Consider the following 17187-nt stretch of genomic DNA (forward strand, 5'->3'; position numbering starts at 1 on the left):
AAGATTATGAAATATCAAAACAATTTTAACCCAACTATATCGGACGAAGATGTTTTTTCCGAGATTGTAAAAGAGAAAGAGCATATTGGTTACTATAATTTGGTTCATCAAGACACTACTGCTTTTAAAGATTATGCTTCTAGTGTTAAGCAATCAAATGTAGTTGTGATAGGGATAGGGGGAAGTACTCTTGGGACATATGCAATATATAAGTTTTTAAAATATTCAAAAAAACTTAGTAAAAATCTCTACTTTTTAGAGACGACAGACCCTATAGATATCAAGTCTAAACTAGAGGCGATAAACCTAAATGACACTCTTTTTGTTGTTATTTCAAAATCAGGAACAACTGTTGAGACGGTTTCGATATTCAAGTATATACATTCACTTGTAAAAATTGACAAAAACAACACTTTGGTTATAACCGAGTTTGATTCAAAGTTAAATCAGTATGCAAAAGCTAATGATATGAAAACTTTTGAAATTCCAAAAAATGTTGGTGGAAGATTCTCTGTTTTTAGCGCAGTAGGGTTATTGCCATTGGCAATTGTAGGTATAGATATAGATGAACTTTTGGGCGGTGCAAAAGAGGTATATGATTCATTTTTCTCAAAGAGTGTAGATTATGACGGAGTGATGAAAAAAGCAAGATTATTTGTAGAGTATAAAAATAGTTTTAACATAAATGTGGTCTTCTCATACTCCTCTAGACTCGAGGGTTTTAACAAGTGGTATATTCAGCTTTGGGGTGAGAGTTTGGGTAAAGTAGATATAAACAGCACTAGACAGGGGTTAACTCCAGTGGGGATTATCGGGCCAATAGACCAGCACTCTTTTTTACAGCTTATAATAGAGGGAAGACGTGATAAAACTGTTACAGTGATAAAAGTAGATGATTTTCATAGCGATTTGAAAATACCACATGTAAAGTTGGAAGGTCTTGGAGAATTAGACTATTTAGACAATATAGAGTTCTCTTCACTTATAAATAAGCAAGCAGATGCTACAATTGCATCAATTAACAATTTAAATGATATTCCGTGTGATGTAATAACAATAGACACTGTAAATGAGAGAAGCATAGCTAGCCTGATGTACGAGTATGAACTACTGACATCAGTATGTGCAAAGCTTATGTATATAAACGCTTATGACCAACCAGGTGTTGAATCAGGGAAGATTATTTTAAAAGATAAGTTGAAAAAGAGATAACAATTACTCAACTAGATCCTGAATCAAGTTCAGGGTGACGGAGAGCTCATTCGATAAGACGGAAACTTAGTCATGGTAATACGGGGAAATCGTCATTCCGAACTTGATTTGGAATCTTATATAAATGCAAAAATGGATAACGAATAATGAAAATAGCAATAGCAGGAACAGGATATGTTGGACTATCAAATGGTGTGCTTTTATCGCAGCATAATGAAGTAGTCGCACTAGACATTATCTCAGAAAAAATAGCTATGCTAAATAGCAGAACTTCGCCAATAGAAGATGAAGATATTAGCGAATATCTGAAAAATAGAGATTTAAACTTTAGGGCAACTCTGGATAAAAATGAAGCTTATGAAGGTGCAGATTTCGTCATTATTGCCACTCCTACAGACTATGATCCTCAAACAAACTACTTTAACACAAAACTAGTGGAGATAGTGATAAAAGATGTGATGGAGATAAATCCAAATGCTACGATGATTATAAAATCAACAGTACCAGTTGGATATACAAAATCAATAAGTGAGAGATTAAACTCAAAAAATATTATCTTCTCGCCAGAGTTTTTAAGAGAGGGAAAAGCACTTCATGATAATCTTTACCCATCAAGAATTATTGTAGGTGAAAAAAGCCAAAGAGGAGAAATTTTTGCAAATCTTTTAGCGCAAGGTGCTATAAAAGAGAACATAGATATTCTTTTGACTGACTCTACTGAGGCAGAGGCTGTAAAACTTTTTTCAAACACTTATCTCGCTATGAGAGTAGCATATTTTAATGAGCTTGACTCTTACGCGCAGACACATGATTTAAACACAAAAGACATTATAAATGGTGTTGGCCTAGACCCGCGTATAGGCAACCACTACAACAATCCATCGTTTGGTTATGGCGGATACTGCTTACCAAAAGACACAAAACAGTTAAGAGCAAATTATAAAGATGTACCTAGTAATATAATAGGGGCAATAGTAGACTCCAACTCTACAAGAAAAGATTTTATAGCAGATAGCATCATTGCTAAAAAGCCTAAAGTGGTAGGTGTTTACAGACTTATTATGAAAAGTGGAAGTGACAACTTCAGAGCCTCATCTATCCAGGGCATAATGAAGAGAATCAAAGCAAAAGGGATAGAGATAGTCGTCTATGAGCCTGTGTTAGAAGAGGATGAGTTTTTTCACTCAAAAGTTATAAAAAATTTAGATGAGTTTAAAAAAATCTCAGATGTTATAGTGGCAAACAGGCTCTCTGATGATATAAAAGATGTAGAAGCAAAGGTCTATACAAGAGATCTGTTTGGCAGTGATAGCTAGAGTGGAATATACTAGATGATACATTCACTTGATGATTTAAAATCAACTATAGCTGATGGAGAAGGACTCAATATAGAGTTTAAGCAATCATTTGACAAAGAAGCCATAGAGACAATCACAGCATTTTCAAATACCAAAGGTGGAAAGTTACTTATTGGGGTAAAAGATAGTGGAGTTATTTGTGGAGTGGATATTGGAAATGAAACGATACAAAACTACATAAATCAGGTAAAAAACTCCACTGAGCCATCTTTGATAGTAGATATAGAACAAATCACTATTGATAATAAAACTATTTTAATGATACAAGTTGATGAATTTCCTATCAAGCCATTAAGTTTTAAAGGTAAATATTTTAAAAGGGTTCAAAATAGCAATCATCAAATGAATTTAACAGAAATATCAAATATGCACATCCAATCACTTCAACTCTCATGGGATTCGTATGAAGCAAACGATACATATTTTGAAGATTTAGACATGGCTAAAATTGAAAAATTCTTAACAAAAGTAAATGCAAGTGGTAGATTTAGACTCAGTGGCGATATGTTTGAGAGCCTTCAAAAACTTAATCTTCTAAAAGGGAATAAACCAACTAATGCAGCAAAATTACTTTTTGCTAAAGAGCAAAATTTGTATAACATACATATAGGAAGATTTAAAACACCTTCTATGATACTTGATGATAAGATGCTACGACTTACACTTTTTGAAGCAGTGGAAGAGACTATGTATTATCTTCTTTCTCATATCAAAGTTGCTTTTGAGTTTACAGGGGAGATAGAACGAACCGAAATATTTGAGTACCCTAAAAATGCCCTTAGAGAACTAGTACTCAATGCCATAGTGCATCGAGATTATACAAGTCCTATAGATATACAAATCAAAATATTTGATAACTCTATCACTTTTTTTAATCCTGGTAAACTCTATGGAGATATGACTATAGAGAAGTTAGCGACTAATAATTATCAATCACAAACAAGAAATAAGCTCATGGCAGAAGCTTTTTATCTTACAAATGATATAGAAAAATATGGAAGTGGCTATATACGAATCAGAGATGAAATATCATCTTATCCTACTATGAAGCTAGAGTATGAAGAGATGGGGAATGGCTATTTGGTGACATTAAGCTATGCAGAGCAAAAGACTACCCAAAAGACTACCCAAAAGACTACCCAAAAGACTACCCAAAAGACTACAAGAGAGCAAATAATAGATTTGTTACAAACTGACAATAAAATGACAAGAGAAGATATGGCCATACAAATAGGAGTCTCTTCAAATGCGATAAAACAACATCTGTCAAAATTACAAAAAGAAGGTCTGCTATCTAGAGTTGGCGGCAGAAAAGATGGATCTTGGCAAATCAATGATGGAGAACAAAAATGAAGATACTTGTAACAGGAACAGCAGGTTTTATCGGCTTTCATCTTGCGAAAAAACTTCTTGAGAGAGGTGATGAAGTAGTTGGACTTGACAATATAAATGATTACTATGATGTAAATCTAAAATATGCAAGATTGGCTGAACTCGGAATATCTCGTCATTTAGTAGAAGAAAGTTGTAATTCCGTAGAAGAAAGTCGTCATTCCGTGCTTGACACGGAATCTAATAACAACTTAATCCAAAGCTCAAAATACAAAAACCATAAATTCATAAAAGCAAATCTAGAAGAGAGCGAAACAATAAACAAATTATTTGAAACAGAAAAATTCGACGCAGTTTGTAATCTAGCCGCACAAGCAGGTGTAAGATACTCCATAGAAAACCCACATGCCTATATACAAAGTAATGTAGTAGGCTTTTTAAATATACTTGAAGCGTGCAGAAACTACAATGTAAAAAATTTAGCATATGCAAGTAGCTCATCTGTATATGGACTCAACAAGTCACAGCCATTTAAAACAACAGATATGACAGATACACCAATATCGTTATATGCAGCTACTAAAAAATCAAATGAGCTAATGGCACACACTTATTCTCATCTTTATGACATCCAAACTACAGGACTAAGATTTTTTACTGTTTATGGACCATGGGGCAGACCAGACATGGCACCTATGCTTTTTACGGATGCTATTTTAAACAATAAACCTATTAAAGTATTTAACAACGGAGAAATGAGCCGTGACTTTACTTACGTAGATGACATAGTAGATGGAATCATAAAAGTGATTGATAACCCAGCAAAAAACTATAATATTTACAACATAGGCAACAATGCACCACTAAGCCTTATGGAGTTTATAGAAACACTAGAGAACTCACTTGGCAAAAAAGCAGAAAAAAACTTTATGCCTATGCAAGATGGTGATGTAGTATCAACTTATGCAGATGTAAGTGGACTTATAGATGATTTTGGTTACAAACCTAATACAGATTTAGCTGATGGGATTGGTAAGTTTGTTAAGTGGTATAAAGAGTTTTATATGAATGGAAATATATAATTAATGAAAAAAATACTATTAGTCTTTGGTACTAGACCAGAAGCTATAAAAATGGCTCCGCTTGTAAAAGAGTTTCAAAAACATGTCAGTGACTTTGAAACAAAAGTGTGTGTAACGGCACAACATAGAGAGATGCTTGATCAAGTTCTTGATATGTTTGAGATAGTTCCTGATTATGATTTAAATCTTATGAAGCAAGGACAAGATTTATACGATATCACATCGAATGTTCTTTTGGGTATGAAAGATGTACTGAGTGATTTTCAACCTGATGTTGTTTTAGTACATGGTGATACCACAACAACAAGCGCAACTTCATTAGCTGCATTTTATCAGAAGATAAAAGTTGGGCATGTGGAAGCAGGTCTGAGAACTCATGATATCTACAGTCCTTGGCCAGAAGAAGCAAATAGACAAATAACAGGGGTATTAGCTAGATATCATTTTGCTCCAACAACTACTTCTAGAGATAATTTGTTGAGAGAAAATAAAAATGAAGCAGATATTTTAGTAACGGGAAATACTGTTATTGACGCACTTTTTTTAGCGCTTGATAAGATAGAAAATAATTTTGAGTTAAAAAATAATATAATAGAATCCATAAATACTCAGTATAAAATAGATGATACTAAAAAACTTATTTTAGTAACTGGACATAGAAGAGAAAATTTTGGACAAGGTTTTATCAATATTTGTCAAGCTCTAAAAACTCTTGCACTTAATAATCCAGATATTGATATAGTTTACCCAGTACATTTAAATCCAAATGTTCAAAAACCGGTAAAAGAGTTACTCTCACGAGTGTCAAATGTACACCTTATTGAACCACTCCAATATGAAACCTTTTTATATCTTATGAGTAAGTCTTACTGTATAATTACGGACAGCGGTGGAGTACAAGAAGAAGCTCCTAGTTTAGGTAAGCCTGTCCTTGTAATGAGAGATACAACAGAGAGGCCAGAAGCGCTAGAAGCTGGAACGGTGAAGCTTGTGGGTACAAATACAGAAATAATTATAAAAGAGGCTCAAAAGTTGCTGGATGACAAGCAAGAGTATGAAAAAATGAGTAAAGCACATAACCCTTATGGCGATGGCAAGGCTTGTGAAAAAATTATCAATTTTATAAGGAAACTCAACTAAATGAATAAAAAGAAAATATGTGTAGTAGGCTTAGGTTATATTGGCTTGCCAACTTCTGCATTACTTGCAAATAGAGGGTATGAGGTGCATGGCGTAGATGTGGTTCAAAGTACTGTAGATACTATTAATCAAGGAAAGATTCATATAGTTGAACCTGAACTAGATACTTTTGTGCATGCAGCAGTAAATAGCGGAAAATTAAAAGCTGATACGAAACCTACACATGCAGATATCTTTGTGATAGCTGTGCCAACACCTTTTCATGATGGATATGTACCAAATATCGACTATGTACTATCTGCTACAAAATCAATAGCACCTTATCTGCAAGATGGAAATATGGTAATCTTAGAGTCTACCTCTCCTGTTGGAACTACAGACAAAATTGAAGAAGTATTAAAAGAAAATGGCATAGATACTTCTAAACTTTATGTAGCTCATTGTCCAGAAAGAGTATTGCCAGGTCATATAATGCGAGAGCTTGTAGAAAATGACCGCATAGTTGGCGGAACTACACCAGAAGCTACAAAACTAACTGCAGAATTTTACAGAGAGTTTGTAGAGGGTGAAGTCCTAGAAACAGATGCAAAAACAGCTGAAATGGCAAAACTAACTGAAAACTCTTTTAGAGATACAAACATAGCCTTTGCAAATGAGCTTAGTATGCTTTGTGATAAATTTGCTATAAATGTTTGGGAGCTTATTGCTTTAGCAAACAGACATCCAAGAGTAAACATCCTTAGCCCAGGTGCTGGAGTAGGTGGGCATTGTATAGCAGTTGATCCATGGTTTATCGTGCATGCTGGCGGAGAAGCAGCAAAGATGATACGAACAGCTAGAGAAGTAAATAACTACAAAACAGAATGGGCAATAGAAAAGATTAAAAATGTAGCCCTAAAGTTTGAAGCTGAAAAAGGAAGAAAAGCGAAAGTAGCTTGTATGGGACTAGCTTTTAAACCTGATATAGATGACCTCAGAGAATCTCCAGCACTTTATATAGTCAGAAAATTAAAAGAAGATGGTGTGGATGTGCTAGCAGTAGAACCAAATATACAAAACCATGAAGAGTTTGAGATAGTGCAGTATAAAAAAGCGTTAGAAATAGCTGACATAGTAACTTTTTTAGTTGCTCATAAAGAGTTTAAAAGGGTAACAGTAGATACGAATTTAGATTTTTGTGGAGTATTAAATAAATGATTCAAGCAATAGTAAAAAAAGGTAAAGTTTTAGGTGAAGAAATTTCCGCTCCAAATGTATCAAAAGGCTCACTACTTATAAAAGTAGTAAATAGCTGTATTTCGGCTGGTACTGAGATGAGTGGTGTACAAGGTAGTGGTAAATCACTTATAAAAAGAGCATTAGAACAACCAGCGAATGTGAAAAAAGTTATAGATATGGTTAAATCTGATGGTATATCAAAAACTTATGCAATAGTTAAAGATAAGCTTGACAGCGGCAGTCCTACAGGATACTCAATAAGTGGAGTTGTAATTGCAGTAGGAGAAGGTGTAACTAACTTGAAAGTTGGAGATAGTGTTGCAGCTGCTGGAGCTGGTCTTGCAAACCATGCGGAGTATGTAGATGTACCACAGAATCTTGTAATGAAAATTCCAAAAGGTATGAGTTTTGAAGATTCTTCAACTGTAACACTTGGTGGTATAGCTATGCAAGGTGTTCGTCGAAGTGATATGAAACTTGGAGAGATGTGTGTAGTTGTAGGTGCTGGGATACTAGGTCTTCTTGCGGTGCAGATGCTAAGACTTTCAGGTGTGAGAGTAGCTGTAACTGACTTTGATGATAGACGACTTGAGATTGCAAAAGAGTATGGAGCGGAACTTATCATAAATCCATCAAGAGATGATGTGGTCCAGACTATCACAAACTGGAGTGATGGACACGGTGCTGATGCAGTTCTTTTTACAGCAGCAACTGGAAGTAGTGAGCCACTTTCTCAAAGTTTTCATATGTGTAAGAAAAAAGGAAAAGTTATCTTAGTTGGCGTTGTAGGTATGGAGATAAAAAGAGAAGATATGTATGCTAAAGAGCTTGACTTCCTTATCTCTACCTCTTATGGTCCAGGAAGATATGATAAAAACTATGAAGAGAAAGGTCTTGATTATCCATATAGCTATGTAAGATGGACTGAAAATAGAAATATGACAGAATATCTACGACTTGTGCATACAGGAGCTATAAAGCTTGATAAACTTATCGATGCAAACTATACAATAGAAAAAGTAACAGAAGCTTTTGAATCACTTCAAGCTCCTGGAGCTAAACCTCTTATGGTATTACTTGATTATGGTATGGCAGATTTGGCACAACTTGAAAATTATCTCAATCATGATAGAAAAGTAGTGTTAAACAACAATCCACTTCAAAAAAATATCATCAATGTAGCACTTATAGGTGCAGGTGGATTTGCTACAGGTATGCACTTACCAAACATCGCAAAATTATCAAATAAATACAAACTTCATGCAGTGATGAACAGAACTGGTCACAAAGCAAAAGCAGTAGCAGAGCAATATAAAGCAAACTATGCAACGACAAATTATGAAGATATACTAAATGACAAAGATGTGGATTTGGTGCTTATATCTACAAGACATGACAGTCATGCAGAGTTATCACTTAGAGCTTTACAAGCTGGGAAAAATGTATTTGTAGAAAAACCACTCGCTACAAATCAAGAAGACTTAGATAGTATCAAAGCTTTTTATGAAAGCGACACACCAAACAAACCTGTACTTTTTACAGGATTTAACAGAAGATTTAGCAAATATACTACTGAAATCAAAAAGCATACAGACAAACGAATCAATCCTATGATGATAAGATACCGCATGAATGCAGGGTTTATCCCACTTGACCACTGGGTGCATGAAGATGGTGGACGAATGGTAGGTGAAGCTTGTCATATCATAGACCTTATGACAAGTCTTACAAATAGTAAGATAGAGAGTATCTCTGTAGAGTCACTCACTCCAAAAACAGACAACTACAGCAGTAGTGACAATAAATCTATCACTCTAAAGTATGCTGATGGCTCAGTAGCAAGTATAGAGTACTTTGCAAATGGAAGCAAGGAGTTAGCAAAAGAGTTTATGGAAGTACATTTTGATGGAAAAAGTATCCTTATGGATGACTATGAAACACTTACAGGATGTAGTGTAAAAGTTGCTGAAATCAAAGATGAGATAAGCCAAAAAGGTCAATTAGAAGAGTTAGAAGTACTTTATGAGACTATCAAAGGTAACAAAAAAGAATGGCCAATAGAGCTGTGGGATATGATACAAACTACTGAGACTACATTGATTATATGAAAAAACTCATCAAAAATAACAAGTATTTAGAAAATATCGCCAGAAAGATATATTCTTTTATTCCATACGATAAGAGAAAACTTGATAAATATTTTTATGAGTTTACTACATTACTTAAAGAAAGTGAAAAAAAATCTCTTGAGGAAGTAAAAGCGTATCAATTCAAAAAGTTAAAAGAGATGGTTGATATCGCTTATTATCATACGGGTTTTTATAAAAAATATATACATGGAGAGCTTTATAAATGAAATACATATTTAAAAAAGATACTATTTATCACTTTGGATATTTGGCAGGAATCCCTTATTTTAATTCAACTATATTAAACGAACACGGAGTTAAAAGCATTAGCATCGCACCATATATATTTGACAATCTTGGAGAAGAAGGAAAAGTCTCAAAAAGAAATCTACCCACAAATAAATCTATATACAATACAGAAGATAATAAAATTATTAAAATTTTAAAAGTGTTTTTTTGCATACTTAAAATAATTCCAAAAGCAAAATTAATACATTTTTATGGCAATAGTCTTTTGCCAATGAATATTGATTTATTTATATTTAAGATATTTCGCATTCCAATGATTATAACTTGGGGTGGAACTGATATTAGAGTCATTTCAATAGCTAGAAAAAATAATCCGTATTTTTATTTAGAAAATAATTTAGATTATGATTTAAAAAAAATAAAACTAATAAAAAGAATATCAAATTATGTAGACTATGTGGCAACTGACCCAGAACTTGCTTTGTATTGTGAGCCTTATTTTAAGAACATATTTATTAATAAGCAACCATGCTCATATTATTTAAATAAAGAAAATGTTTTTTTATTTAGTAAAAATAAAAAAGACATTAAATTCTTGCATATTCCTACCAGAGAAAATTTGAAAGGGACTCAGTACTTTGTTGAAGCGTTAGAAAAATTGAAAAATGAAGGCTATTTATTTGATTTTGAACTTTTGAAACCAGAATTATCTCAAATTGAGATGAAGCAAAAAATATTTGAGTGCGACATTTATTTAGATGAATTAAGATGTGGTTCATATGGAATGACCGCTGTTGAAGCAATTGGATTAGGCAAGCCGACATTAACTTTTATTAGAGAAGATCTCATAAGCAGATTTCCTAAAGAATTACCTTTTGTAAATTCAAATCCAGATAATGTATATGATAATATTAAATGGTTGCTAGACAATAAAGAAAAAATAGAAGAAATTTCTATTGCGAGTAGAGAATATGCAGTGAAATATCACTCGAATGATGCAATTTACAATGAGTTACTAAAATTTTATACAGAAATGGGAGTAAATTTTTGATTAAAAAAATCTTATCAGACAGCTTCTTATATACTTTAGCAAATCTACTTACCAAAGGTATTGGATTTATAATGATACCTATCTATACGGCATACTTCTCTACTGGAGAGTATGGTGTTATAGATTTACTTATTGTTACTGGTTCAATTTTATCTATTATTATAGGATTAGAAATACATCAAGCAGTTGCTAGATTTTTCCCAGAAGCTGACTCTGAACAGGATAAAAAAATAGTGGTATCTACTGCTCTTTGGAGTATCACTATTTTTTATTTTTTATTTTTATTTTTATCACTTCCTTTTATGGCTCAAATATCATCATTTGCTTTTAATACATTAGAATACAAAGATATTTTATTTGTAGCATTTTTATCATTTGGATTTAATTTTATTTATTATTTTTTTAGTAGTCAGTTAAAATGGCAATTAAAGTCTAAACAAAATGTCATTGTTAGTTTTGTTTATAGTTTGATTACAGCGATACTCACTTATGTGATGCTCAAGTTTTTTGATGGCGGCATCTCTTCCGTTTTTATAGCTCAGATTGTAGCAGCAATGGTCGGTATATTTTTGTCTTATTTGTACTCGAAAGAGTATTATGGTTTTATTTTAAATTTTGATAAGCTCAAAGAACTTGTAAAGTTTTCAATGCCACTCATATTTTCCACACTGATTGTGTATGCGATGCTTTATGTTGATAGAGTTATGATAAATAGCTATCTTTCCATGGAAGATGTTGGCCTTTATGGTATAGCATTTAGATTTGCATCAGTTACCACACTTTTAACAGTAGGGATACAAACAGCACTCACCCCTCTCATTTATAATAACTACAAAAATGGTGATACTCCAATTTCAATAGCTAAACTTTTTCATTATTTTATACTATTTGGTGTATTTTTTGTTGGATTTTTATTTATATTTTCAAAAGAGATTATTTTACTTTTTGCAAATGAAAATTATATAGATGCACATAGTGCTATTCCTTGGCTAGCTATTTCTATTATTTTTTCTGGAGTGATAAATTTTGTACCAGGCATATTTATCGCAAAAAAGACAAACTATATCTTATATATCAATATTTTTGCATTTACATTAAACTTGGGGGTGAATACCATTCTTATTCCAAATTACGGTATTTTAGGTGCTGCGTATGCTACAGCTTTTAGCAGTTTGGTATATTTTTTAGTATACTATTTTATAGGACAAAAGTATTATTACATCCCATTTATATGGACAAATTTAAATTTTAACAAAAAGGAAAAAACAGTATGAAGATAAATTTTATAGACCTGCAAGGTCAATATCAAAAGTATAAAGTAGAGATAGACAAAGAGATGCACGAAGTGCTTGATACTTCAGGATATATTATGGGTCCAAAAGTTGTAAAACTTGAAGAAAACTTAGCAAATTTTGTAGGTTGTAAACATGCAATAGCTTGTAGCAGTGGGACAGATGCTTTACTTTTGGCATTGATGGCATTAGATATAAAAGCAGGCGATGAAGTTATTACAACACCATTTACATTTATAGCAACTGCAGAAATGATTGCTTTTGTTGGTGCTACACCAGTGTTTGTTGATATTGATGAAAAAACTTACAATATAGACACATCTAAAATTGAAGCAGTAATTACTCCTAAAACAAAAGCAATTATGCCTGTATCTCTTTTTGGACAAATTGCAGATATGGATACGATAAATGCTATTGCAAAAAAACATAATCTAAAAGTAATAGAAGATGCAGCTCAAAGTTTTGGTGCTACTTATAAAGGAAAAAAATCTTGTAATTTATCTGATATTGGAACAACTTCATTTTTCCCTGCAAAACCACTAGGATGTTATGGAGATGGTGGTGCAATTTTTACAAATGATGATGAACTTGCGTCTAAAATGAGAATAATACTAAATCATGGACAAACACAAAGATATGTACATAGTTATGTAGGTATAAATGGAAGACTTGATGCGATACAAGCAGGTGTTTTAAATGTTAAATTAAAATATTTTGATAAAGAAATATCAGCAAGACAAAAAGTAGCAAAGAAATATAATGAAAATTTAAAGGACATATTAATTCCTTTTATTGAGGAAGAAAATTTATCAGTATGGGCTCAATATTGTATCAGAGTAAAAGATAGAGACGGCATGTTAAAAAAATGTGCTGACAAAGGCGTACCAACAGGTGTTTATTATCCTATTCCTTTACATTTACAAGAAGTCTTTCAATATTTGGGTTATAAAAATGGTGATTTCCCCATAACTGAAAAAGTTTCATTAGATATTATGGCACTTCCCATGTCTGCCTTTTTAACAAAAGAAGAACAAGATTTTATTATAGAGGCAATAAATGAATAACATATATATACATCCAACATCTAATGTTTCATCTGATGCTAAAATAGGTGAAGGTACAAAAATTTGGATAAACTCTCAAATAAGAGAAAAAAGTGAGATAGGAACTAATTGCATTATATCAAAAGATACATACATAGATACACATGTAAAAATTGGAAACAACTGTAAAATTCAAAATAGTGTATCAGTTTATCATGGAGTTACTATAGAAGATGATGTATTTGTAGGACCAAATGCATGTTTTACTAACGATAAAGTTCCTAGGGCTTTTGATTCAGAATGGGAAATAACGCCAACTTTTGTTAAAAAAGGCGTAAGTATAGGAGCAAATTCTACTATAGTATGTGGAATTACATTGGGAGAATATTGTATGGTAGCAGCGGGAAGTGTAGTTACTAAAGATGTTGCGCCATATAGTTTAGTGATGGGAAATCCTGCAAAGCATTATCGGTATGTAGACAAAATGGGGAATAAGATAGTAGGAAAGCCAAATGAATAATAAAATAATTAAAATAGGACTTCTCGGAGTTGGTAAAATGGGACAAAATCATCTTCGAAATTTACTAATGATGAAAGAAGTAGAAATTGGATTTATATACGATTTTGATAAAGATACATGTGAAAAATTATCGGCTCAATTTGGTGTAAAATCAAGTCAAAACTTAGATGAAGATTTACAAAAAATTGATGGTGTTATTATAGTAACACCTACATTTACACATACAGATTATATAAAACAAGTTTCAAAATATGTAAAAAATATCTTTGTAGAAAAACCACTTACTGACACACTTGAATCTAGTAAAGAAATTGTAAAACTTGCGAAAGATTTAAATTTGAATATTCAAGTAGGTTTTATAGAAAGATATAATTCAGCAGTAGTAGCACTTGAAAGAGTAATAAAAAATAGCAATCATATTATAAATATAGATTTTTCAAGAACAAATAAAGTAAGTAGTCGTATTACTGATGTAGATGTTATTATTGACCTTATGATACATGATATAGATTTAGCTCTTAGTATAAATGGAAAACCTAAAAAAGTTCAAGCACATGGGTATGTCAAAGATGGAATGGCTGAATATGCACGAGCTATTATAACTCACGAAAATGGAAGTTTTTCAAATGTAGTAGCAAGTAGAATTACAGAAAAAAGAATAAGACACATCAGTGCTACATGTGACGATATGTATATTGATTGTAACTTACTTAGTAAAGAGGTATTTGTAAATAAACAATCAATAGAACAATATCTTGATAATGTATCTATCTCTTCAAAATCTGAAACAGTAGATGTAAGACCTCAAGAAGGATTACTTTTGGAGCTTATGGATTTTGTAAAAATTTGTCAAGGCGAAACTGTAAAAGTTCCAAATGAAGATGATGGACTTTTAGCTATTGAAGTAGCAAGTGAAATACAAAGACAAATAATGGAAGCTAAATAATGCGACAAAATATAAAAAATAGTATCATTTTAGTTACAGGTGGAGCAGGATTTATAGGTAGTCATCTTGTAGATAGACTTATAATAGAAGGTGCAAAAGAAGTTATAGTTATAGATAATATGTTTTTAGGTAGTGAAGATAATCTAAAAGATGCTATCTCAAAAGGTGCAATACTTTACAAAGATGATATTGAAATCACAAGTTCATTAGATTATATTTTTGAAAAGCATAATATTGACATCGTTTTTAATTGTGCAACTAAAGCACTAAATTACTCTTTTGTAAATCCTAAAAATGCATTTGATACAAATGTAAACGGTGTATTAAATATACTTGAACACCAAAGAAAAGGTGATTTTAAAACATTGGTTCATTTTTCTACATCTGAAGTTTATGGTACGGCTGTATATGAACCTATGGATGAAAAACATCCTATCAACCCAACTACAACTTATGCAGCAGGTAAAGCAGCAGCAGATATAGCCATAAATAGTTGGGTAAATATGTTTGATTTGGATGCATTTGTAGTAAGACCATTTAATAACTACGGACCAAGACAAAACCATAAAGGTTACATGGCGGGGATCATACCTATTACAGCTTTTAGAATACTAAACGATATCAATCCCGAGATACATGGAACAGGACTACAAAGTAGAGATTTTATATATGTACTAGACACAGTTGATGCTATCATCAAGCTTTATTCAAAGATGGAAAAAGGCGATAGTGTAAATATCTCAACGGATGGTCAGTTTTCTATGAAAGACATAATCTCAAAGATAGTAAAGATTATGGACTATAAAGGTGAAGTTTTAAATAAACCAGCTCGTGGCGCAGATGTAGAGACGCACAATGCAAGTAATGAAAAAGTAAAATCGATGATAGACTATCAGCTTACTTCATTTGAAGATGGACTTACAAAAACAATTAAATGGTATCAGGAAAATATATAATGATAAAACTAATAAAACCGTATATCACATTTGAAGAAGTTCAAGATGAATTTAAAGAGATTTTTGAAAGTGGTTGGTTTACTAAAGGCAAATTTGTAGAAGCATTTCGTGAAGAAATTAAATCTTACACAGGTGCTAAACATGCTTATTTAACAACATCAGCTACCACAGCACTTACTATGTCATTAAAAGCACTGGATATTAAAGCTGGTGATGAAGTGATTGTGTCTGATTTTTCATTTCCAGCGACTGCAAATGTTGTTGAAGATTTAGGTGCTATTCCTATCTTCGCAGATGTATCGCTTGATACTTTTAATATGTTACCAGAACAACTAGAAAGTAAAATCACATCAAAAACAAAAGCCGTAATTTTTGTAGATGCTTTAGGAAGCCCTATTGGAATACACGAGATTAAAAAGATTTGTCAAAAGCATAATATTCCGCTCATCGAAGATGGCGCATGTGCTATTGGTAGTAGTGAGTTTGGCGTTAGATGTGGAAATATAGCAGACATAACATGTTTTAGTTTCCATCCAAGAAAACTTCTTACAACTGGTGAAGGTGGAGCTATAACATTTAATGATGATAAATTTGTTGATTTTTTTGATATTAAGTTAAATCATGGTGCAAAAGTAGAAAATGGCAAATTTGATTTTGTGGATTATGGATATAACTACAGAGTTCCAGAACTTCAATGTGTGATGGGCATAAAACAACTCAAAAAGCTAGATGATATAGTTAGTTCAAGAAATATCATAAGAGATGAATATATAAAATCACTTGAGCCATTAGGATTTCAAGTACAAAAAGTATCTGATGATATTGTTTATAATGTTCAGTCATTAGTCTTTAAAGTTCCAGTAAATACATCTCGTGATGATTTAGTGAAATACTTAAAAGAAAATGGTGTCGAGACTACTATAGGAACATACTGCCTAAGTGGTACAACATACTATAAAAACAAATATAATAGCGTACAACCAGATGCGAAGTTTTTAGAAGAAAATACCATTACATTTCCTTGTTATGATGGTGTTGACATTGAGTATATTTTAGATAAAGTTAAAGATTATAAATGAATTTATTTGATTTAGAAACTCCCCCTGCTTTACGAGAGCAAATTTTAAAATATTTTGCAAGTTCTACAATGACAGATGTCGAAAGAGCAAGATTGTTTGGATTACCAGAAAATTGTAGAATGAGAGAGGGCGCAAAAATTATTTCACCTGAAAATTTAAAAATTGGAAAAAATGTTTGGATAGGTGAGAATGCTATCTTAGATGCATCTGGTGGATTAGAAATTGGGGACAATACTCAAATAGGGTTGGGTGTTTATATTTGGAGTCATGATAGTTATAAATCTGCAATAATGGGAATAAACACGAAGGAAAATAAAAAAGGCATTATTAGAAAAAAGACAACTATTGGCAAAAACTGCTTTATTGGTGGTCCTTCTGTCATTATGCCAGGTGTAAGTATACACGATAAGTGTGTAATATCTCCAATGAGTGTGGTATATGAAGATTTACCAGATAAAACTATCTACCAGCCTTATAAAACATTTTTTGATTTAAGAAATGAAGTCCAAAAGAAAGATTTAATTATTAAAGAAATGCAAAATGATTTAGAATTGATAAAACGAAATTTAGGAATCTGAGA

16 protein-coding genes are annotated in these 17187 nt (G+C 32.2%); all 16 read left to right on the plus strand.

The annotated features are described in order from the left end of the window. Positions 1-6 precede the first annotated feature (6 nt). The 16 genes from HUE88_RS02970 to HUE88_RS03045 all read left to right on the plus strand — a co-directional run bounded on the left by HUE88_RS02970 (position 7) and on the right by HUE88_RS03045 (position 17185). Positions 7-1212: a glucose-6-phosphate isomerase gene (locus tag HUE88_RS02970; protein WP_194370909.1), complete on the plus strand. Its 1206-nt coding sequence runs from the start codon at positions 7-9 to the stop codon at positions 1210-1212. 146 nt (positions 1213-1358) lie between these two features. Continuing rightward, complete coding sequence (locus HUE88_RS02975; RefSeq protein WP_194370913.1) at positions 1359-2528, plus strand: nucleotide sugar dehydrogenase; 1170 nt, start codon at positions 1359-1361, stop codon at positions 2526-2528. A 15-nt stretch (positions 2529-2543) separates the two neighbouring features. Further along, the gene (locus HUE88_RS02980; protein ID WP_194370914.1) at positions 2544-3923 is read left to right on the plus strand and encodes an RNA-binding domain-containing protein; all 1380 of its coding nucleotides are present in this window, start codon (positions 2544-2546) and stop codon (positions 3921-3923) included. After that, positions 3920-4984, plus strand: coding sequence for an NAD-dependent epimerase (locus HUE88_RS02985; protein ID WP_194370915.1), 1065 nt, complete (start codon positions 3920-3922; stop codon positions 4982-4984). Before HUE88_RS02980 ends, HUE88_RS02985 begins: the two co-directional genes overlap by 4 nt. Before the next feature lie 3 nt (positions 4985-4987). After that, positions 4988-6124, plus strand: coding sequence for a non-hydrolyzing UDP-N-acetylglucosamine 2-epimerase (gene wecB, locus HUE88_RS02990; RefSeq protein WP_194370917.1), 1137 nt, complete (start codon positions 4988-4990; stop codon positions 6122-6124). After that, positions 6125-7321 carry a UDP-N-acetyl-D-mannosamine dehydrogenase gene (wecC, locus tag HUE88_RS02995; protein ID WP_194370919.1) on the plus strand — a complete coding sequence of 399 codons (1197 nt, stop codon included), beginning with the start codon at positions 6125-6127 and terminating at the stop codon, positions 7319-7321. Then, the gene (locus HUE88_RS03000; RefSeq protein WP_194370921.1) at positions 7318-9450 is read left to right on the plus strand and encodes a bi-domain-containing oxidoreductase; all 2133 of its coding nucleotides are present in this window, start codon (positions 7318-7320) and stop codon (positions 9448-9450) included. The genes wecC and HUE88_RS03000 overlap by 4 nt, the downstream gene beginning before the upstream one ends. Continuing rightward, positions 9447-9698, plus strand: a complete 252-nt coding sequence (locus tag HUE88_RS03005; RefSeq protein ID WP_194370922.1) for a hypothetical protein — start codon at positions 9447-9449, stop codon at positions 9696-9698. Before HUE88_RS03000 ends, HUE88_RS03005 begins: the two co-directional genes overlap by 4 nt. After that, positions 9695-10771, plus strand: a complete 1077-nt coding sequence (locus HUE88_RS03010; RefSeq protein ID WP_194370924.1) for a glycosyltransferase family protein — start codon at positions 9695-9697, stop codon at positions 10769-10771. The genes HUE88_RS03005 and HUE88_RS03010 overlap by 4 nt, the downstream gene beginning before the upstream one ends. Beyond that, entirely contained in the window at positions 10768-12045 is a 1278-nt protein-coding gene (locus tag HUE88_RS03015; protein WP_194370926.1) for an oligosaccharide flippase family protein, read from the plus strand. The genes HUE88_RS03010 and HUE88_RS03015 overlap by 4 nt, the downstream gene beginning before the upstream one ends. Continuing rightward, the gene (locus HUE88_RS03020) at positions 12042-13127 is read left to right on the plus strand and encodes a DegT/DnrJ/EryC1/StrS family aminotransferase (protein ID WP_194370928.1); all 1086 of its coding nucleotides are present in this window, start codon (positions 12042-12044) and stop codon (positions 13125-13127) included. The genes HUE88_RS03015 and HUE88_RS03020 overlap by 4 nt, the downstream gene beginning before the upstream one ends. Beyond that, the gene (locus HUE88_RS03025) at positions 13120-13626 is read left to right on the plus strand and encodes an acyltransferase (RefSeq protein ID WP_194370930.1); all 507 of its coding nucleotides are present in this window, start codon (positions 13120-13122) and stop codon (positions 13624-13626) included. The genes HUE88_RS03020 and HUE88_RS03025 overlap by 8 nt, the downstream gene beginning before the upstream one ends. Continuing rightward, a complete protein-coding gene (locus tag HUE88_RS03030; protein WP_194370932.1) occupies positions 13619-14572 on the plus strand; it encodes a Gfo/Idh/MocA family protein in 954 nt (317 codons plus the stop codon). The genes HUE88_RS03025 and HUE88_RS03030 overlap by 8 nt, the downstream gene beginning before the upstream one ends. Next, positions 14572-15528 carry an NAD-dependent epimerase/dehydratase family protein gene (locus HUE88_RS03035; RefSeq protein WP_194370934.1) on the plus strand — a complete coding sequence of 319 codons (957 nt, stop codon included), beginning with the start codon at positions 14572-14574 and terminating at the stop codon, positions 15526-15528. Before HUE88_RS03030 ends, HUE88_RS03035 begins: the two co-directional genes overlap by 1 nt. Beyond that, entirely contained in the window at positions 15528-16607 is a 1080-nt protein-coding gene (locus HUE88_RS03040; protein ID WP_194370936.1) for a DegT/DnrJ/EryC1/StrS family aminotransferase, read from the plus strand. The genes HUE88_RS03035 and HUE88_RS03040 overlap by 1 nt, the downstream gene beginning before the upstream one ends. Beyond that, the gene (locus HUE88_RS03045) at positions 16604-17185 is read left to right on the plus strand and encodes an acyltransferase (RefSeq protein WP_194370938.1); all 582 of its coding nucleotides are present in this window, start codon (positions 16604-16606) and stop codon (positions 17183-17185) included. Before HUE88_RS03040 ends, HUE88_RS03045 begins: the two co-directional genes overlap by 4 nt. Positions 17186-17187: the final 2 nt, after the last annotated feature.

The organism is Candidatus Sulfurimonas baltica (assembly GCF_015265455.1).
GTDB classification, from domain to species: Bacteria; Campylobacterota; Campylobacteria; order Campylobacterales; family Sulfurimonadaceae; genus Sulfurimonas; species Sulfurimonas baltica.